At 69.6% G+C, this 19,289-nt stretch carries 20 protein-coding genes; 15 read left to right on the plus strand and 5 right to left on the minus strand.

The genetic code is table 11. The features are described 5' to 3' along the window. Positions 1-124 precede the first annotated feature (124 nt). Both K1X59_RS05780 and K1X59_RS05785 read left to right on the plus strand, forming a co-directional pair. Positions 125-550 carry a YciI family protein gene (locus K1X59_RS05780; RefSeq protein WP_183152139.1) on the plus strand — a complete coding sequence of 142 codons (426 nt, stop codon included), beginning with the start codon at positions 125-127 and terminating at the stop codon, positions 548-550. Then, entirely contained in the window at positions 550-1,845 is a 1,296-nt protein-coding gene (locus K1X59_RS05785; protein WP_220174018.1) for an RNA polymerase sigma factor, read from the plus strand. The genes K1X59_RS05780 and K1X59_RS05785 overlap by 1 nt, the downstream gene beginning before the upstream one ends. A gap of 60 nt (positions 1,846-1,905) precedes the next feature. Here the strand turns inward: K1X59_RS05785 and K1X59_RS05790 are convergent, their stop codons facing one another. Together K1X59_RS05790 and K1X59_RS05795 are read right to left on the minus strand one after the other, a co-directional pair. After that, a complete protein-coding gene (locus K1X59_RS05790; protein WP_017203627.1) occupies positions 1,906-2,178 on the minus strand; it encodes a GlsB/YeaQ/YmgE family stress response membrane protein in 273 nt (90 codons plus the stop codon). Between the two features lie 163 nt (positions 2,179-2,341). Beyond that, complete coding sequence (locus K1X59_RS05795) at positions 2,342-3,262, minus strand: Bax inhibitor-1/YccA family protein (protein WP_183152140.1); 921 nt, start codon at positions 3,260-3,262, stop codon at positions 2,342-2,344. A gap of 90 nt (positions 3,263-3,352) precedes the next feature. Here K1X59_RS05795 and K1X59_RS05800 point away from each other — a divergent pair, with 90 nt between their 5' ends. Further along, positions 3,353-4,339 (plus strand): glycerophosphodiester phosphodiesterase family protein, encoded by a 987-nt coding sequence (locus tag K1X59_RS05800; protein WP_244632434.1) that lies wholly within the window; start codon positions 3,353-3,355, stop codon positions 4,337-4,339. Positions 4,340-4,365: 26 nt separating this feature from the next. Here K1X59_RS05800 and K1X59_RS05805 read toward each other — a convergent pair whose 3' ends face one another. Continuing rightward, positions 4,366-4,764, minus strand: a complete 399-nt coding sequence (locus K1X59_RS05805; RefSeq protein WP_183152142.1) for a YccF domain-containing protein — start codon at positions 4,762-4,764, stop codon at positions 4,366-4,368. A gap of 89 nt (positions 4,765-4,853) precedes the next feature. Between K1X59_RS05805 and K1X59_RS05810 the strand changes: the two genes are divergently transcribed. From K1X59_RS05810 to K1X59_RS05850, 10 genes are all read left to right on the plus strand, one after another. Then, complete coding sequence (locus K1X59_RS05810) at positions 4,854-5,855, plus strand: ABC transporter ATP-binding protein (RefSeq protein WP_183152143.1); 1,002 nt, start codon at positions 4,854-4,856, stop codon at positions 5,853-5,855. Next, a complete protein-coding gene (locus K1X59_RS20930) occupies positions 5,852-6,328 on the plus strand; it encodes an ABC transporter permease (RefSeq protein ID WP_258567106.1) in 477 nt (158 codons plus the stop codon). The genes K1X59_RS05810 and K1X59_RS20930 overlap by 4 nt, the downstream gene beginning before the upstream one ends. Continuing rightward, entirely contained in the window at positions 6,259-6,870 is a 612-nt protein-coding gene (locus tag K1X59_RS20935; protein ID WP_244632436.1) for a hypothetical protein, read from the plus strand. Before K1X59_RS20930 ends, K1X59_RS20935 begins: the two co-directional genes overlap by 70 nt. Before the next feature lie 225 nt (positions 6,871-7,095). Next, positions 7,096-10,308 (plus strand): lamin tail domain-containing protein, encoded by a 3,213-nt coding sequence (locus K1X59_RS05820; protein ID WP_220174019.1) that lies wholly within the window; start codon positions 7,096-7,098, stop codon positions 10,306-10,308. Then, positions 10,305-12,773: an ATP-dependent helicase gene (locus K1X59_RS05825; RefSeq protein ID WP_220174020.1), complete on the plus strand. Its 2,469-nt coding sequence runs from the start codon at positions 10,305-10,307 to the stop codon at positions 12,771-12,773. Before K1X59_RS05820 ends, K1X59_RS05825 begins: the two co-directional genes overlap by 4 nt. A 74-nt stretch (positions 12,774-12,847) precedes the next feature. Continuing rightward, on the plus strand, positions 12,848-13,219 hold the full coding sequence (locus tag K1X59_RS05830; protein ID WP_220174021.1) for a hypothetical protein: 372 nt from the start codon (positions 12,848-12,850) through the stop codon (positions 13,217-13,219). After that, positions 13,216-14,001 (plus strand): SseB family protein, encoded by a 786-nt coding sequence (locus K1X59_RS05835; protein WP_220174022.1) that lies wholly within the window; start codon positions 13,216-13,218, stop codon positions 13,999-14,001. Before K1X59_RS05830 ends, K1X59_RS05835 begins: the two co-directional genes overlap by 4 nt. A gap of 71 nt (positions 14,002-14,072) precedes the next feature. Next, the gene (gene ligD / locus K1X59_RS05840; protein ID WP_183152145.1) at positions 14,073-15,143 is read left to right on the plus strand and encodes a non-homologous end-joining DNA ligase; all 1,071 of its coding nucleotides are present in this window, start codon (positions 14,073-14,075) and stop codon (positions 15,141-15,143) included. A 38-nt stretch (positions 15,144-15,181) separates the two neighbouring features. Further along, positions 15,182-15,445 (plus strand): ribbon-helix-helix domain-containing protein, encoded by a 264-nt coding sequence (locus tag K1X59_RS05845; protein WP_183152146.1) that lies wholly within the window; start codon positions 15,182-15,184, stop codon positions 15,443-15,445. Beyond that, positions 15,442-15,681, plus strand: coding sequence for a toxin (locus K1X59_RS05850; RefSeq protein ID WP_183152147.1), 240 nt, complete (start codon positions 15,442-15,444; stop codon positions 15,679-15,681). The genes K1X59_RS05845 and K1X59_RS05850 overlap by 4 nt, the downstream gene beginning before the upstream one ends. Positions 15,682-15,686: 5 nt before the next feature. Here the strand turns inward: K1X59_RS05850 and K1X59_RS05855 are convergent, their stop codons facing one another. Both K1X59_RS05855 and K1X59_RS05860 read right to left on the minus strand, forming a co-directional pair. Further along, the gene (locus tag K1X59_RS05855) at positions 15,687-16,730 is read right to left on the minus strand and encodes an ATP-dependent DNA ligase (RefSeq protein ID WP_220174023.1); all 1,044 of its coding nucleotides are present in this window, start codon (positions 16,728-16,730) and stop codon (positions 15,687-15,689) included. Positions 16,731-16,776: 46 nt separating this feature from the next. After that, positions 16,777-18,228 (minus strand): NAD(P)/FAD-dependent oxidoreductase, encoded by a 1,452-nt coding sequence (locus tag K1X59_RS05860; RefSeq protein WP_220174024.1) that lies wholly within the window; start codon positions 18,226-18,228, stop codon positions 16,777-16,779. Between the two features lie 71 nt (positions 18,229-18,299). Between K1X59_RS05860 and K1X59_RS05865 the strand changes: the two genes are divergently transcribed. After that, a complete protein-coding gene (locus K1X59_RS05865) occupies positions 18,300-18,788 on the plus strand; it encodes a magnesium transporter (RefSeq protein ID WP_183152148.1) in 489 nt (162 codons plus the stop codon). After that, a complete protein-coding gene (locus K1X59_RS05870; RefSeq protein WP_183152149.1) occupies positions 18,788-19,285 on the plus strand; it encodes a GNAT family N-acetyltransferase in 498 nt (165 codons plus the stop codon). The genes K1X59_RS05865 and K1X59_RS05870 overlap by 1 nt, the downstream gene beginning before the upstream one ends. The last annotated feature ends 4 nt before the right edge of the window (positions 19,286-19,289 follow it).

A 19,289-nucleotide genomic window follows, 5' to 3' on the forward strand; every position in this document is an offset into this window, starting at 1 on the left:
GTCGACGGGAGGGGGCGGGAAACTCTTTTGAGAGAATCTCCCGCGCATGTCGATCCGCGGCATTCCCGTTCGACGTCATAGATGAGAGGGTCGAGACACGGCCCCTTCGAACAAGGAGAACATCATGAAGTTCATGCTCATCATGCGCGCGACCGACGACGCCGTCGAGGCCTACAAGCAGATGCCGTTCGAGCAGGTCATCGAGGCCATGGGCAGGTACAACGAGTCGATGATCAAGGCCGGCGTCCTCGTCGCAGGCGAAGGGCTGACGGATGCCGCAGAGGGCTTCGTGGTCGACTTCAGCGCCGAGAAGCCGCTCATCACCGACGGCCCCTACGGGGAGACCAAGGAGCTCTTCAACGGGTTCTGGATCGTCGAGGTGTCGTCGCGCGAAGAGGCCGCCGAGTGGGCGAGCCGCGCACCCCTCGGACCGGGGTCGTTCCTCGAGGTGCGTCGAGTGACCGGTGCGGAGGACTTCCCGGCCGACAACGAGTGGATCGAGAAGGAAGCCGGCTGGCGCGAGGAGCAGGCCCGGCGCGCGCAGCAGTGATGGACGCTTCCGCCCGCAGTGAGACGGCGCGTTCCGCCACCGGCACCCGGTCGGCGGAGCGCGCCGTCGCCGCCGTGTGGCGCATCGAGTCCGCCCGTATCGTCGGCGCCCTCACGCGGATGGTCGGTGACTTCGGGCTGGCGGAGGACCTCGCGCAGGAGGCTTTGGTGGACGCGCTCCGGCAGTGGCCGATCGAGGGGGTGCCGCGCAACGCCGGGGCATGGCTGACCGCTGTCGCCAAGCGCAAGGCCATCGACGGGTGGCGCCGAGCCGAGCGGCTGGAGGCGCGTGTCGCCGTCCTCGCTCATGACCTGGAACGGGAGCAGGCCGAAGCGCCGGAGCTGCCGTGGGATCCGGATGCCGTCGACGACGACGTGCTGCGCCTCATGTTCATCGCGTGTCATCCCGTGCTCTCGCGCGAAGCGCAGGTGGCGCTGACCCTGCGGGTGGTCGGCGGACTGTCGAGCGAGGAGATCGCGCGGGCCTTCCTGGTGCCGACCGCGACCGTGCAGCAGCGGATCGTGCGCGCCAAGAAGACCCTCACCGCCGCGCACGCCCCGTTCGAGGTGCCGCCCCGCGAGGAGCATGCGGAGCGGGTCGGGGCGATACTCGGGGTGCTGTACCTGATCTTCAACGAGGCGCATGCCGCCAGCAGCGGCCCGGAGTGGATGCGCCCCGAGCTGAGCGACGAGGCCATCCGGCTCGGGCGGGTCCTCGCCGCGCTCATGCCGCGAGAGCCCGAGGTGCATGGCCTTGTGGCGCTGATGGAGCTGACCGCCGCCCGGTTCGCGGCACGGGTCGACCGCAACGGCGACCCTGTGCTGCTGGCCGATCAGGACCGTCGGCGCTGGGACCGTGGGCGCATCACGCGCGGTCGGGCCGCGCTGGCGACGGCGGATGCCCTCGGACGCGGTCGCGGCGCATACGGGCTCCAGGCCGCGATCGCCGAGTGTCACGCGGTGGCGGATTCCGTCGACGACACCGACTGGGACAGGATCGTGCTGCTGTACGAGGCGCTCGGACGCATCTCACCCTCGCCGGTGGTCGAACTGAACCGGGCTGCAGCCGTGGCGATGGCGACGGGACCGGCCTCGGCCCTGCGCATCATCGATCAGCTCTCGGCCTCCGGTGCCCTGCGCGGGTACCACTTGTTGCCGGCGACCAGGGGCGAACTCCTGAGAAGACTCGGGCGGGAAGACGAGGCGCGCAGCGAGTTCGCCGTCGCTGCGGCGATCGCGGGCAACGACCGGGAGCGCGCCCTGTTGGAGCGCAAGGCTCGCGGCTCACAGAGATGACCCGCCCCCTTCGGGAGCTGGCGCTGCCGAAGGGGACGGGCGTGGGGAGGTGCGGGAAGGTCAGTCGTTGACCTTCTGGCCGCGCCCGGCGATCAGGCCGTAGATCAACAGCACGATGATGGAACCAGCGATGGCGAGCAGCCAGGTGCCCAGATCCCAGAACTCGGTGAGGGGACGGTTGAGGATCAGGCTGCCGAGCCAGCCTCCGAGAAGAGCGCCGACGACACCGAGCAGCAGGGTGATGAACCAGCCGCCGCCCTGCTTTCCGGGAAGGATCAGCTTGGCGATGGCCCCGGCGATGAGGCCGAGAAGAAGAAAGCCGAGAAAACTCATGGTCAGCTCCTGTAGATCGGGAGCCCCGGGGTGCCGGGGCTTCTGATATTCAGGATGCTCCCGTGGCAGGGCGCATGCCAACCCCTTGCGCGGCGCCGCCCGGGTATGGCAAGAGGCCCGCCTCCCAGGGAGACGGGCCTCTCGCCGTGCGGATCGTGTCGCGTCAGTTGTTGCCGCGGGCGATCGCGATGATGCGGAGGATCTCGACGTAGAGCCAGACCACGGTGACCATGATGCCGAAGGCACCGAGCCAGCCGTACTTACGGGGGGCGCCGTTGCGCACACCCTGCTGGATCTGGTCGAAGTCGAGCACCAGCGAGTACGCGGCCATGATCACGACGAGGACGCCGATGATGAGGCCGAGCGGGATGCCCATGATCTCGGCGCTGAACAGGCCGAAGGCGTTGGTGTTGATGCCGGTCCACATCAGGACGAGGTTCAGCAGCGAGAAGACCAGGTAGCCGATCATCGCGATCATGAAGATCTTGGTGGCCTTCTTGGAGGCGCGGATCTTGCCGCTCGCGAAGAGGGCGAGGGTCACGCCGACGACCGAGATGGTCGCGAGGGTCGCCTGGAAGACGATGCCCGGCCACTGCACCTCGAAGAACGCCGAGATGCCACCGATGAAGAGACCTTCGAACGCGGCGTAGGCGAAGATCAGCGCGGGCCGCACCTTCTTGCGCGAGGTGAACGTGATGACCATCGCGAGCACGAAGCCGCCGAGTGCGCCGACGATCCACGGGAGGATGTTGACCGGAGCGGGGTTGTAGGGGTCATAGCGCGGAACATCGAGTCCGCCCAGCGTCAGCACCCAACCGATGGCTGCGGTGACGAGCAGGATGCCGAAGAGTCCGGCGGTCTTCCAGACCGTGTCCTCGACCGACATGCGATCGGTCTCGATGGCGCCGGCCGGCGGGGCGGCGTACATGCCTTCGAGCTGCGCATTGGCTGCGGCATCCATCGCCCCGTGCTGGAGCGAGGCGCTCTGCGCGCCCTGAGCAGCCTGGGGTCCGCCCGGGTAGGTCGCGACGTTGCGCGGGTCCTGCTGCTGGAAAGCAGGATTGTTGAAAGCGAAGTTGCTCATTGGTGGGCCTCACTCCAAAGGGGGGTAGTAGGTCGCTTCCCTCCACGATACCCGGGTGGCGACACTCCCGGGGTGTTCTACGCTGAGAGCGTGCCCAGGAAATCCCCCCTCGTCATCGGGCATCGCGGTGCGCCCGGCTATCGGCCGGAGCACAGTCGCTCCTCGTACGAACTGGCACTCGCGATGGGGGTGGACGCCGTGGAACCCGATGTGGTCGCCACCAAGGACGGCGTCCTCATCGTGCGGCACGAGAACGAGATCTCGGGCACGACCGACGTCGCGGAGCATCCCGAGTTCGCCGACCGGAAGACCACCAAGCGTGTCGACGGGAACGCCCTGACCGGGTGGTTCACCGAGGACTTCACCTGGGCCGAGCTGTCGACGCTGCGCGGACGAGAGCGGCTGCCGGAAGTGCGGTTGTCGAGCGCGAGCTTCGACGGCTCGCAGGCCATCCTGCGCCTCCGGGACGTGCTCGACCTCGTACGGGAAGGCTCGGTCGAGCACGGCAGGGAGATCGGCGTGGTGCTCGAGGTCAAGCACGCCACCTACTTCGCGAGCATCGGCCTCGACCTCGCCCCGCTGATCGACCGTGAGCTGCGCGAAGCGGGGTGGGCCGACGGAGAGCTGCCGTTGATCGTCGAGTGCTTCGAGTCGACGGTGCTCGGTCAGTTGCGTGAGCGCGGGATCGCCGCATCGTACGTCTATCTGATCGAGGCGGCGGGGCGGCCGTACGACCGTCTGGTCGCGGAGGGCAAGCAGGCGCTCACGTACCCGGCGACCGTCACCGCACAGGGCCTGGACGGGCTCGTCGGACGCGTCGACGGCATCAGCGTGAACAAGAAGATGCTCCTCGCGCGGGGCAACACGATCGTCGCGGATGCGCACGCGCGCGGGCTCACGGTCTTCACGTGGACATGCCGACCGGAGAACGCCTTCCTCGCCCCCGAGTTCCGCGGATCGGGCGGGCGCGGCGCATACGGCGACTATGAGGCCGAATGGGGGGTGATCGCCCGTCAGGGCATCGACGGGGTGTTCGTCGACCACCCGGACCTCGGCGTCGCCTTCTTCCGCGACTGAGCGATCACCGTCCCATGAGCCGACGCTCAGAGGGTCCGGTCGAACGAGCCTCTCCGCGTCGAGACGATCTCCTTGCCGAGCGGCATGAGCGAGACGGGAACCATCTTGAAGTCCGCGATGCCCATCGGGATGCCGATGATCGTCACGCACAGCAGGATCCCCGAGACGATGTGTCCGATCGCGAGCCACCACCCGGCCAGGATCACCCACAGCACGTTGCCCAGGAACGACCCGACTCCCGCCGTGGGCTTGCTGACGACCTCGCGTCCGAAGGGCCAGATCGCGTACGCGGCGATGCGGAACGAGGCGATCGCCCAGGGGATGGTCACGATCGGGATGCACAGCACGATCCCGGCGAGGACGTACCCGAGGAACAGGGCCCACCCGGCGAGGATGACCCAGATGATGTTGAGGATCGTGCGCATGAGCCGATTGTTCCACCTGGCGGTCGGCGTGGCTGAGCATCCGCCCGGAGGTCCCCGGCGCGACAGGACTCTGATGCCAGACTGACCGCATGACCGGAATCGTGGTGCAAGACGTCAGCAGGGCATTCGGGACGGTTCAGGCGGTGAGGGGAGCGACGCTGCGGGCGGAGCCTGGTCGCGTGACAGGCCTGGTGGGACCCAACGGCGCGGGCAAGACCACCTTGCTCCTGATGCTCGCCTCGCTGCTCGCCCCTGACACGGGCACGATCCGCATCGGCGACGTCGATCCGGCCGTCGATCCGCTCGCCGCTCGCCGTCTGCTGGGGTGGATGCCGGATGCGCTGGGCGCGTGGCCGTCGCTCACCGCGCGCGAGACCATCGTCACGACCGCGCGGCTGTACGGCATCGAGAAGGCCGATGCCGCAGCTCGTGCGCAGCAGCTGCTCGCCCTCGTCGGACTGGGCGACCTGGCGGACTCGCCGGCGAAGGTCCTCTCCCGCGGGCAGAAGCAGAAGCTGGGTCTGGCACGCGCGCTCGTGCACGATCCACGGGTCCTGCTCCTCGACGAGCCCGCATCGGGCCTCGACCCGGAAGCACGCGTGCAGCTGCGTGTGCTGCTGCGCCGTTTCGCCGCCGAAGGTCGCACGGTGCTGATCTCGAGCCACATCCTCTCCGAGCTGGAGGAGGTCGTCGACGACGCGGTGTTCCTCGTCGCCGGCGCCGTGGTCGACGCCGCGCCCGCCCAGACCGCGGTGCGCGCCTGGCGGATCCGACTGGCCGGCGTCACACCCGAACGGCTGAAGGCCGACGTCTGGCAGGTCGCATCGAACCTCGGACTCGCCCCCGAATCGCTCGCCAGCGATCGCGGCGCCGTCCTCGTCGGATTCGATGGGGAGGAGGCGGCTGCCCAGTCGCTGCGCCGCCTCGTCGAGGCCGGGCTTCCGGTTGCGGAGTTCGCTCCGGCGCAGAGCGACCTCGAGCACACGTTCCTCGCGTTGCGTCATACCTCGACCCCCGCGGCGACACCTGCGCCGCCGCCCGCGCCGCCCGCGGCACCGACCGAGCAGAGCGCAACGGAGGCGGGAGCATGAGCGCCGCGAACATCGGGATCATCGCCCGCCTCGAACTGACCCAGCGGCTGCGCAGCGTGGGCTGGTACGTCCTGCTCGGCGTGTTCGCGCTCGTCCTCCTCGGCGTCACCGGACTCGCGTTCGCGGTGTACTCCTGGGGCGACTTCGTCGGGGCCGGCGTCTACTCGATCGTCGTCAACATCGTGCTGCTGCTGGTGGTGCTGGTGTCGCCGACGTTGAGCGGCAACGCCATCAACGGCGACCGTGACGCGGCGACCCTCGCTGCCATCCAGGTGACCGCGGCATCCACCGGCGACATCATGCTGGGCAAGCTGCTCGCCGCCGTCGCGACCGGGGTGCTTTCCTGGCGGTCGCGCTGCCTTTCCTCGCCCTGTCGCTGCTGGGCGGGGGAGCGAACCCGCTCGTGCTGCTCGTCTCGTTGCTCGTGCTCGCCGCCGAGATCATCATCGTCGCCGCGATCGGGGTCGGCCTGAGCGGACTCATCGCGCGCCCGCTGTTCTCGGTCGCCACCACGTATCTCGTGGTCTCGGCGCTCGTGTTCGGGACGCTCATCGCGTTCGGCCTCGGCGGTCTGGCCGTGCGCAGCGAGGCGACGAGCTACTCGCGGCCGTATGACGCGAACGGGGCGGTCGACTGCGAGAACTGGGAGGTCAGCACCACGTATGAGGTGCCGCGTTTCGACCTCGTCTGGTGGGCGTTGGCCGCGAACCCGTTCGTGGTGCTGGCCGATGCGACCCCGACCGAGTTCTCGCCAGAGGGGTACCCCGTCGACCTGTTCGGGCAGATCAAGACCGGTGTGCGCGCTGCGCAGCAGTCGCCGCTCGAGCAGCGCTGGGACGAGTGCGATCCGGACGGCGGATACCTCACGCCGCAGGACATGATGGAGTCGTCGGTGCCCAGCTGGTTCGTCGGACTGGGGGTGCAGGTGGTCATCGCCGGCTCGCTGTTCGCCGGAGCATGGGCGCGTACACGGACGCCGGCTCGTCGTCTGCCACCCGGCACCCGCATCGCCTGACCGCTTCCCGTCGCACTTCCTGTCGGGCTGAACTCGCCGACCCGACAGGAAGGGCGACCGGAACGGACCGATCCGGCATCAATCGCCACCTCCCGTTCACCTGCCGTGCACCGGGGAGTCTTCCTGCGGCAACGCGGGATCGATGGTCTGAGCGCGTACCCGTCTGCCTCATCGCCGACGCGCTCCGCTCGCGGGGCCCGCCGGCCGAGCCCCCAGGAGTCCTCCATGCCCCGCCTGCAATCCGCAGCGGCGGTCGTGGCGGTGTGCGCTCTCAGCGCTGCCGCCCTGCTCGCCACACCCGCCGTCGCGATCGGCGCCGAATCCGGGGTCCGCCCCGCCGCACTTCCGACGGAGCCGAGCCTCGTGCTCAACGAGATCGTCTACGACGACGCCGCGACGGGCCTGGCCGATCAGGTCGAGATCTACAACGCCGGCACCGACACGGTCGACCTGACCGGGTGGACGATCGCCGACGAGAAGCGCGACAGCTTCGGTGCGGCGCCGGAGGGGACCTCTCTCGCTCCGGGTGAGTTCCTGGTGCTCGTGAAGGACGTCGACTTCGACTTCGGACTCGGCAAGGGCGACGAGGTCGTGCTGTTCGATCCGACCAGCACCGAGGTCGACTCCTACGCCTACGAGAACACCGCACCGCTGTCGGTGTGGGCGCGGTGTCCCGATGGGACGGGAGAGTGGGCGCCTGCGACGGCGGCGACCCCGGGTGCGGCCAACGACTGCAGCGTGACGCCGGTCGACGGCTCGATCCGCATCAACGAGGTCGACTCGCAGCCTGCGGACTGGGTCGAGTTCTTCAACCCGGGCACCGAGGCCCTCGACATCTCGGGGTACGAGATCCGCGACAACTCCGATGACCACCGCTGGCAGTTCCTCCCCGGCACGCAGATCGCGGCAGGCGGGTTCCTGGTCGTCGAAGAGGGCACGATCGGCCTCGTCGGAGGTGTCGAGACCGCCTTCCGCGACCCGATCGGCATCGGCAGCGCCGACCGCATCCGCCTCTTCGACGCCACGGGCGCCCAGATCGACGACACCCTCCCGTGGCAGGGGCACGCGGCGATCGACGGCGACTTCGCCGCGGCCACGTTCGCCCGCTGCCCCGACGGGATCGGCTCCTTCGTGCTCGCGCACCCGACGCCCGGCGCTGCGAACTCGTGCGTCATGCCCGACGTCGTGATCAACGAGATCGAGTCGAACGGCGACGCCACCGACTGGGTCGAGGTCGTCAACACCGGAACGACGGCGGTCGACCTCTCGGGCTGGACCGTCATGGACAGCGATCCGACCGGTCACGCGGCCGAGACCACGCCGCTTCCCGCTGGTACGGTGCTCCAGCCCGGCGGGTACTTCGTCTTCGACCAGCCGGCGAACTTCATCTTCGGTCTCGGCAACGGCGACACCGTGACGATCCGGGATGCGAACGGCAACACCGTCGACGAGCACGTGTATGCGGCACACGCCGACGGCGTCCTGGCGCGTTGCGCCGACGGCACAGGCGACTTCGTCGATGTGGCCGTCTCAACGAAGGGGCTCCGCAACGCCTGCGGCAACCCCGTGCGCATCAACGAGGTCGAGTCCGACGGCGGATCGCCCGACGACTGGATCGAGCTCGTGAACCCGACCGACACCGCGCTCGACGTCTCGGGCGTCGTGGTGAAGGACGACGATGACGCGCACGCCTACGCCATCCCGGCCGGCACCTCGATCGCGGCGGGTCAGTATCTCGTGATCGAGCGGGAGCAGCTGGGCTTCGGTCTCGGCGGCGGCGACGCGGTGCGTGTGTTCGACGGCGAGCTGCTGGTCGACGAGACCACCTGGGGCGAGGGTCACGCGGCCACCACCTGGGGTCGCTGCCCCGACACCACCGGCGCCTTCGCGGCGACCACCGAATCGACGAAGGGCGCAGCCAACGTCTGCGCGGGCGAGGTCGCGTTCTCCCCGTGGCCCGGGTCGGCGGAGGTCCGCACGCTCGACGCCGTGCCGACGTTCCTCGAGGACAGCTCGGGCCTGGACGTGCAGGAGACGGCTGACGGCGCGTTCCTCTGGGCGGTCGACAACGGCGAGGGCCGCATCTGGAAGCTCGAGGCCCACGCCGACGGCTCGGTCGAGAAGATCGACGGCTGGGATGCGGGCAAGCGCGTGCGCTTCCAGAAGGATGCTGCCGACCCCGGTGCCGCCGGTCCCGACACGGAGGGCATCACGGTCGACGGAGACGGCTTCGTGTACGTCGCCTCGGAGCGCGACAACAGCGCGAAGGGTGTGAACCAGAACGTGGTGCTGAAGGTCGATCCCGAAGCGGCTGCGGGTGACCTGGTCGCCCAGCAGGAGTGGGACCTCACGGCGCTGCTCCCTGCTGTCGGGGCGAACCTCGGCATGGAGGCGGTGCAGTGGGTGCCCGACGCGGCTCTCGCCGGGAAGCTGTTCGACGACAACACCGGCGCCGCGTACGACCCGGCGGACTACGACGGACACGGCGCCGGGCTGTTCCTCGTCGCGGTCGAGGACAACGGTCACGTCTACGCCTTCGCGCTCGGCGCCGACGGCACGGCGACACTGGTCTCCGAGGTCGCGCCGGGCCTCGCCGGTGTCATGGCGCTCGACTACGACACGGTGCGGAACACCCTGTGGGCCGTGTGCGATGACGGGTGCAACGGCCGGTCGGCGGAGATCACGCTGAACGGAACGGCCCAGCCCGGGATCGCCCACTACGAGCGCCCGGCAGGCATGCCCGACATCAACAACGAGGGCTTCGCGACGGCACCGGCCTCGCTGTCGGTCGACGGTCAGCGTCCGGTGTGGTGGTTCGCGGACGGCTTCGCCTCGGAGTCGCTGCGCACGGGTACGCTCCCCGGCGTCGGGGAAGAGAACCCCGGCGGGGAGAACCCCGGCGGAGAGAACCCCGGCGGAGAGAACCCGCCGCTGTCCGGGACGGAGCTGGTCGACGGCAACCGCAACGGCGTGACGGTCGACCCCTCCGTCGCGGCCCGTGGACAGAGCGTCACGGTGACGGCCGGTGAGGAGTCGGCGGGTGCGGAGGCCGCGGCCTGGATGTACTCCGACCCCGTCCGACTCGCGACCGGGACGCTCTCGGCTGCGGGCGCCCTCACCGTCACGGTCCCTGCCGATGCACCGCTCGGCGCGCACCGGATCGCGGTCTTCGCCGCCGACGGCGCTCTCCTCGGCTGGGCCGACATCCGCATCGTCGCCGGTGGGGGCGGGCTCGCGGCGACCGGAGCCGAACTCCCGGTCGCCGCGGCCGCGCTCGCGATGGCGCTCCTCGCCGCCGGGACGCTCGTGCTGATCCGCCGCAGGGCGCGGCGGCCTGAGCGCCGAGGTGGGGGCGCGGTCCGTCCGCGCGCCCCACCTCGTCGTTCCGAGACCCGTGCCCCGGTGTCGGTGCCGCCGCCTAGACTCATAAGGCCATGACCGAAGCCCCCCTCATCGTCCCCGGATCCGTCGGCCCCTCGTCTGCGGGAGCCCCGGCGCAAGACGACCTCCTCGCCGGACTCAACCCGCAGCAGCTCGAGGCCGTCACCTATCGCGGCCCCGCACTGCTGATCGTCGCGGGAGCAGGGTCGGGCAAGACCAGCGTGCTCACCCGCCGCATCGCCTCCCTGCTGCGCAGCCGCGAGGCGTGGCCGAGCCAGATCCTCGCGATCACCTTCACGAACAAGGCGGCCGGCGAGATGCGCGAGCGTGTCGAGGGGCTCATCGGCGACGCCGCTCGCGGCATGTGGATCTCGACGTTCCACTCGGCCTGCGTGCGCATCCTGCGGCGCGAGGCGCAGCAGTTCGGCTTCACGAAGAATTTCACGATCTACGACTCCGGCGATTCCAGGGCACTGATCAAGCGTCTGGTGAAGGAGCACGACGCCGACGCCTACGGTCTCACTCCCGCCGCGGTGCAGGGGCGCATCTCCAAGCTCAAGAACGAACTGTCCGACGCCGAGGCGTATGCGCGTCAGGCCAACATGAGCGACCCCGCCGAGCGCGTGTTCGTCGAGGTCTTCGCCGACTACCAGCGACAGCTGCAGAAGGCCAACGCCTTCGACTTCGACGACCTCATCGGCCAGACGGTGTACCTGTTCCGTGCCTTCCCTCAGGTCGCCGACACCTATCGCCGGCGGTTCCGACACATCCTGGTCGACGAGTACCAGGATACGAATCATGCGCAGTACGCCCTGATCCACGAGCTGACGCGACCCGTGTCGGGTGCGGGGTCCGCGCCCGACCCGTATGCCTCGAACGGCATGATGATCTTCGAGCCCGACCCGGAACCCGCCGGCGCGGGCGAGCCGGGGGCGTCGCTCACCGTGGTCGGCGACTCCGACCAGTCGATCTACGCCTTCCGTGGAGCCGACATCCGCAACATCAGCGAGTTCGAGCGCGACTTCCCCGGCGCCAAGGTCGTGCTGCTCGAGCAGAACTACCGTTCGACGCAGAACATCCTGTCGGCGGCGAACGCGGTCATCGGCAACAACTTCGATCGCAAGGACAAGAAGCTCTGGAGCGACAAGGGCGACGGTGATGCCATCATCGGCTTCACCGGCTACTCGCAGCACGATGAGGCGCAGTTCGTCGCCGATGAGGTCGAGGCGCTCCGCCGCGCGGGGATGCCCTACTCCGAGATGGCGGTGTTCTACCGCACCAACTCGCAGTCGCGCGCACTCGAGGAGATCTTCATCCGCTCCGCCGTGCCGTACAAGATCATGGGCGGCACGAAGTTCTACGAGCGGGCCGAGATCAAGGACGCGCTGGCATATCTCGTGGCGGTGGCCAACCCCGCAGATGAGATGTCGGTGCGACGGATCCTCAACAAGCCGCGTCGTGGCATCGGCGACGTGACCGAGACCGCGATCGCGCGGTTCGCCGAGGAGCACGGCATCTCGTTCCGCGACGCGCTCTCGATGCCAGGGCAGCTCGGCGTAGGGCCGAAGATCCAGGCGGCCATCGCCCAGCTCGACGCCGTGCTGACCGAGGCGACCGCGATCATGCTCCCGCCGTCCGGCGAGGTGCCGCCATCGACGTCGGTGGCCGACGGGCTGAGCCTGCTTCTGGCGAAGAGCGGCTACCTCGACGCGCTGCGCGCCAGCCGCGACCCGCAGGACGAGGCGCGCGTCGAGAACCTCGACGAGTTCGTGGCGGTCACCCGTGACTTCGCCCGCAACAACCCGGAGGGCACGATCACCGACTTCCTCACCGAGGTCGCTCTGGTATCCGACGCCGATGATCTCGACGACGAATCCGGATCCGTCTCCCTCATGACGATGCACACGGCGAAGGGCCTCGAGTACGACGCCGTGTTCGTCACCGGTGTCGAAGAAGACCTCATCCCGCACCGCATCTCTGCGGGAGAGCCCGGTGGCCCGCAGGAGGAGCGCCGGCTGTTCTACGTGGGCATCACGCGAGCACGCAAGCGGCTGCATCTGTCTCTCGCGATGACCCGGGCGCAGTTCGGCGAGGTGACCGTGGCGATGCCGAGCCGCTTCCTCCAGGAGATCCCGGCAGGACTCATCGACTGGCGGCAGTCGCCGGGCGACGTGAACTCGCGCGGCGGCATGCAGTCGCGTGCCTTGAACGCGCGTCGTCAGGGCGGCTTCGGCGGATCCGCGTCGAACGACAGATTCGCGGTCAAGGCGCTCCCCGGGCGCGACTCCCTGAAGCCGCTGTCGACCGCGATGGACAAGTTCCCCAACAGGGTCACGGCCAAGATGCGTGACAACGGCGACCTCGAGCTCGCCGCGGGCGACCGCATCCGTCACGTCGACTTCGGTGAGGGCCGCGTGGATGCCGTGACCGGGGAGGGCGCCAAACGGATCGCGCACGTCCGGTTCGACTCTGCGGGGCAGAAGAAGCTGCTCATCAAGGTCGCTCCGATCGAGAAGATCTAGCATCGACCGCGGCCCGGTTCGCGCGCGGCGCAATCGCGCAGAACCGGGGTGGGATGCCGGTTAGGCTGGCTCATATGGCCCTCTTCTCCCGCCGCAAGAAGTCCGGTGACGATGCCGTCGCCCCCACCGCCGATGCCCCGCAGGAAGCTGGCGAGGCTCCCGCCGTCGATGCGGGTGCCACCACCACGCAGCCGGATGTCGAGGCGCCCTCGATCGGCATCTCGGTGCAGGCGTTCCGCGGTGTCGGCGCGGAGGCGGGGCCCGAAGTCGCGCTGCCCGACGCCGATGCGAAGCCCGCGGAGGCTCCCGCACCGCGTCAGACGACATCGGTTCCTGCCGCCCAGACGACACAGCGCCCTGCCGCCCCGCCGGCGGCTCCTCAGGAGCGACGCCTCCCCTCGCTGCGGCTCTGCCGCCCGAGCAGACCGAGACCGTCGCGGGCATGAAGGACAACGTCCTGCTGCGCGAGGCGCTGACCGAGATCGAAGCGGGCGCGACCAACGACCAGCTCCTCGGTGTGATGCGCCAGGCGCTGCAAGGTCACCTGTACATCCGCGTGAACGGCGATGCCCGCGCGCAGATCAGCGAGGGCAAGCCGCTCTCTGTCGCGGTGGTGCGCGACAACGACGACCGTCAGTTCATGCTGGCCTTCAGCTCGGCACGCGCTGTGCGTGACTCCGTACAGCTCGAGGCAGACCCTGCGGCGACCTCGGCGGTGGCGCAGCCGGTGACCTCCGTACTGCAGCAGGTCGTGTCGGGCGACTTCGCCGGACTGATCGTCGACAATGCCTCCGCCCCGCATCGCGTCGTCTTCCCGACCGAGCTGCTGCAGAAGACGCTCGAACAGGCCGATGTCGACATGGCGGTCAAGACGATCCTCGCCGCGCCGCGAGAGCAGGACTCCGCGGTGAAGGTCGGCGAGGCACTGGCGACGAAGCGGATGTGGGTGGCCGTGAACGACGGCACCGGCTCAGGGCAGGTCGGCATCGCCGAGGCGCAGACCGCGGACGGTCGGCGGTACCTGCAGCTCTTCTCGCATCCGCTCGAGGTCATCGCTCTCGGCCGGGGCGACCGTCCGCTTCCGTTCGAGCCGGAGCAGCTGGCCAAGGTCCTCACGAGCCACGCCGAGATGGCGGGTGTGATCGTCGACTCCGCGGGGCCGTCACTCGTCGTCGAACGGGAGGCACTCGCCCCCGTCCTCGTGCTCGCGGTCGACCTGGACGATTGATCCACCGTCGCCTCGCTGTGGTCGCGCCACGCGGGGTTCCGTCTGTCGGGGCATCGCTCTAGGGTCGGAGCATGGCCTCAGAACGCGTGACACTGACCGTCGCCGACTCCGACGGGGAGCGCGAGGTGACGCTCTCGAGCCCCAACCGCGTGGTGTGGCCGGATCTCGGGATCACGAAGGCCGAACTCGCCGAATACGTGCAACGCGTCTCCGAGCCGTTCCTCGCGGCCAACGGCAACCGTCCGGTCTCGCTCGAGCGATTCCGCGACGGCGTCGGCGCGTCCGGCGGCCCGCGAGCGGAGGGCTTCTTCTCGAAGAACCCGCCCAAAGGCACCCCGGACTTCGTCGACGCGGTCACCGTCACCTACAACAGCGGGCGCCAGCATCCGCAGATCGTCCTGAACCGCACGAGTGCGATCGTCTGGGCGGTGCAGATGAACACGATCGTGTTCCACCCGTGGGCATCGCTCGCCACCGACGCCGACAACCCCGTCGAGCTGCGCATCGATCTCGACCCGCAGCCGGGGACGGATTTCGCGGATGCTGTCGTCGCCGCGCACACGCTGCGCGAGGTGCTGCGCGAGGCGGGTCTGGAGGCGTTCGCCAAGACGAGCGGCAATCGCGGGCTGCACGTCTTCGCGCCCATCGAGCCCACCCACGAGTTCCTCGACGTGCGGCACGCGGTGATCGCCGCGGGACGCGAGCTGGAGCGGCGGATGCCGGAGCAGGTCACGACGAACTGGTGGAAGGAGGAGCGCGGGGAGCGGATCTTCGTCGACTTCAACCAGGCCAACCGCGACCGCACCATGGCCGGTGCCTACAGTCCACGGGCGTTGCCCGGCGCGACGGTGTCGACACCCGTCTCGTGGGACGAGCTCGACGGACTGGACCCCCGCGCGTTCACGGTGCGGAGCATCCCGAAGAGACTCGAAGACGTGGGCGATCCGTGGGCCGACATGCAGGCGTCACCCGGTCGCATCGACACCCTGCTGGAGTGGTGGACCCGTGACACCGAGAACGGTCTGGGCGAACTGCCGTTCCCCCCGGAGTTCCCGAAGATGCCGGGCGAGCCTCCGCGCGTGCAGCCGAGCAAGAAGGTCGCGGCGAACTGGGACGAAGACGGCACTCCCGCCGACAAGTGACTCTGGCGGTTCGGTCTTTTTCGTATTACATTAATTTCATGATCTCGCGCGAAACGATCGACGGCAACCCGGTGACCGAGGAGCAGATCGCGGAATGGGCGGCCGAGGCCGAAGCCGGCTACGACGCAGAGACGCTGAAGAAGCGCGGTCGTGGACGACCAGGGCGGGGGGCAGCGCCGTCGCAGGTCGTCGCACTGCGCCTCACCCTCGATGAGATCGCGGCGCTGGATGCTCGCGCTGAACGTGAGGGGAAGACGCGGTCTGAGGTGATCCGCGAGGCGCTGGCGGTGGCGGCGGCGTGAAAGTCCATTCCGCGGCACTCAAGCACGGATTCGAGCACGAAGACATCGTCCAGGCGGCCACGTGGTCCCTCTGGATCGAAGATCTGGATAGGGACAGTCCCGCGCGTCAGCTCCGGCTGGGGTTCGAAACGCGCGGGCGCTTGTTGGAAACCGTCGTTCTCACGTTCGACAGCGGCAATGAACTGGTCATCCATGCCATGCCGGCGAGACCGCAGATGATCGCCCTGCTCCCGTGACCCGCTCAGCTCAGGACGTCGGCCAGGTCGTACCCCGCGACGGTGTCGAGCTGATCGTAGGTGCATGAGCGGGCGTCGCGATCGGGGCGCCAGCGCTCGAACTGCACGGTGTGTCGGAAGCGCGCGCCCTCGAGCTGGTCGTACCTGACCTCGAGGACCCGCTCGGGGCGCAACCGCACGAACGAGACATCCTTCGCACCGCTGAAACGCGAGCGCTCGCCCTCCGCGGTCACGGCGTCGCCCGCTTCGTCGCGCTCGACCAGGGGTGCGAGCTCGTCGACGAGCTCCTGTCGCCGCGCGTCGCTCCACGCCGCGACCCCGCCGACCTGCCGCAGCACGCCGTCGTCGCCGTAGAGGCCGACCAGGAGGGAGCCGACGCCGGAACCCGACTTGTGGATGCGGTAGCCGAGTGCGACCACATCGGCGGTGCGGGCGTGCTTGATCTTGAACAGGGTGCGCTTGCCAGGGGCATACGGCTGGTCGAGGGGCTTCGCGACGACGCCGTCGAGCCCCGCGCCCTCGAACTCCTCGAGCCAGCGCACAGCGGAATCGCGATCGCGCGTCGTCCGGGTGATGTGCAGGGGGTGTTCGACGGCCTCCATCACCGTCTCGAGCCGCGCCCTCCGCGTCTCGAACGACTGCGTGAGGAGGTCGTCGTCCCCGTAGGCGAGCAGATCGAAGGCGATGAACATGGCCGGTGTCTCGACGGCGAGCTTCGCGACGCGCGAGGCCGCGGGGTGGATGCGCTGGCTCAGCGCTTCCCAGTCCAGGCGCTGGGACCCTCGGGGACCGGTGGCGACGACGATCTCCCCGTCGAGCAGACACGGCCCCGGCAGCAGCTCGGGGATGGCGTCGACCAGCTCGGGGAAGTACCGGGTCAGGGGCTTCGCTCCTCGCGAGCCGATCTCCACGGTCTCACCGTCCCAGGCGATGAGGCCGCGGAAACCGTCCCACTTCGGTTCGTACACGAGTCCGCCGGGGGTCTTGTCCGGGTCGGGGACGGTCCGGACCGCTTTCGCCAGCATCGGTGCGGGGATCTCGTAGCGCATGGTCCCATCCTGGACGCCGAGGACGCCGCGACGGAAGGGGTTGCGCTCAGCCGAAGAGGTCGTCGAGCGTGGCGGGTTCGCCGGCGTCGGCCAGCGCCGTGCGCGCCGCGTGCCACCCGGCCATGCCGCTGACCGCCGGGCCGGGTGGGGTGGCAGCGGAGGCGAGGTAGATACCCCGCATGGGCGTGCGCCACGGTGTCGGAGAGAGCGCGGGCCGACGCAGCGCCTGCCGCATGTCGAACACGCCTCCGGAGATGTCACCGCCGATCTCCGCGGGGTTGACGGCTTCGCGCGACGACGCGGGCACGGCGTGGGGCGCCAGCACGAGGTCGCGGAAGCCGGGAGCGAAGCGCTCGACCTGGGTCGTGATGAGGGCGGTCGGGTCGAGGTCGGAGCCGTTGGGCACGTGGATGTACGCCCACAGCACCGCCTTGCCCTCCGGTGCGCGCGAGGCGTCGACCACGGACGGCTGCACCGCGAGCACGTAAGGGCGTTCGCTCACGCGGCCCGCGGCGACGGCGTTCTCGCTCGCCCAGACCTCGGCGCGGGTGCCGCCGAGGTGCACGGTTATCGCCTGTCGCACGTCGGCGTTGCTCCACGGGATGGGGCCGTCGAGGGCGAAGTCGACCTTGGCCGCTGCCGCTCCGTAGCGGTACGAGGCGAGTGCGCGCCGGTATCCGGCCGGGATGTCGGGGTGGGTGAGCGCCAGACGGGGAGAGGTGTTCAGCAGAAGCAGATCGCCCCGGCCGGGGTCGCCCCAGTCGAGCGCGCCGAGGTCGGTGACCGCCGTGCCGGGCTCGACGGAGCCGCCATGCGCTTCGAGATCGGCGACCAGCGCGTCGGCGATGCTCTGCGCGCCACCGCGGGGGAGCGGCCACCCGTCGGCATGTCCGAGAGCCGCCAGCAGCAGACCGGCGGCCGCGCCGGCGAGCGACGGTTGTGGGGAGTTGGCGTGCGCGACGACTCCCGACATCAGGGCGGCCGCCTCCACGGTGCGGAAGCTGCGCGCGGCGAGGGGAGTGCCCTGATCCAGCATGCGCAGCGCATAGCGGACGGCTGTCACGGGGTCTGCGGGAACGCGCAGCAGCTGGTTGCCGGTGAAGTCGGTGACGCCGTCGATGCGGCGGCTCAGCGGTCGCAGGAGCCTGAGCCAGGCCCGCTCGTCGGCACCGAGTCCCGCAGCGGTGCGCTCGATGTCCCGCCACGCGATCGCGGCCCTTCCGGCATCCAGCGGGTGCGCGTACGAGATCTCCGGGATGATCCACTCGAGACGCTCTGCGAGGCCGAAGGCGCGGAAGAACGGGGAAGCCAGCGCGGCCGGATGCACCGTGGAACACACATCGTGTCGGAAGCCGGAGAGAGTGGTCTCCGCCGTGCGCACTCCGCCGCCGATCGTGTCGGACGCTTCGAGCACTCGCACCTCGTAGCCGGCGCGTGCGAGGGCCACCCCGGCGGCGAGGCCGTTGGGGCCGGAGCCGATGATCGTCGCCCGAACCATGACGCCAGTCTCGCACGCACATCGGAGGAAACGGTCGGACGCAGGCCTCGGAGCGTGCGATCCTGGAAGGGATGAAAGAAGTACAGGGGCCGACCCCCGCAGGCACCTCCCGTCCATACCGTTCGCTCCAGGAAGCGCTGCGCGCGCACCGCATAGACCCGGCGAACCACGCGTTCATCACGGCCATCGTCGATGCGATCGGGATCAGCTCGTTCATCGACCGCGGTCGCTATATCGAGGCGATCCGTCGCGGCGAGGGTGCGTCGCTGCACATCGGGCGCACTTACACCAACGGTTTCACCGAGGACGAGCGACTGATCGTCGGCTCAGCTCCCCTGCGACTCCAGCCGAGCGAAGGGCGCGCGCCGTACTTCTACGTGAGCCATCCGAGCGAGTTCATCCCGCTCGCGCCGCAGCGAGCGGCGAAGCGCGCGACGACCCCGCGCGTCTCGGCACCGCGCGCCGAGAAGGCGCCGAAGCCCGTCACGGAGCGCGACTACGGCGTATGCGACGTGTGCTTCATGGTGAAGACGCCGTCCGGCGGCTGCGGCTGCGACTGATGGTCGATCGGGCGGACGCGTCGCCGCGGATCCGCCCCGCGGATTTCCGCCACGACACTCCCGCCGTCGCCGCCGCCGTGCGCGCTTACCTCGTCCAGACAGAGGAGGAGAAGAGGCGGGAGAGCGGCACGGAGAGCGCAGCGCTCCTCGTGCTCCCCGAGCGGTACCGGCCGGAGGTCGACGACCCCTCTGCTGCGTACGACGGCTGCCGGGTGCTCGTCGCGGATCTCGACGACCGGGTGGTCGGCGTCGTCGTCTCGCTCGCGCGCGGCGGCATCACCGAGGTCAAGCGACTGTGGGCGGATCCCCGCGTGCGTGGCCGTGGTGTGGGATCGGCGCTGCTCGACGCGGCGATCGCGGATGCCGAGGGCGAGGTGCGTCTTTCCGTGTGGGAGTGGCGCGAGCGAGCGATCCGCCTCTACGAATCACGCGGCTTCCGCCGCGCGGAGAGTGGGGACCCGCGTCCGCGTCTGGTGTGCATGATCCGTCCCGCGTGAGACT

It is taken from the genome of Microbacterium sp. Se5.02b (genome assembly GCF_019464375.1).
Taxonomy (GTDB): domain Bacteria; phylum Actinomycetota; class Actinomycetes; order Actinomycetales; family Microbacteriaceae; genus Microbacterium.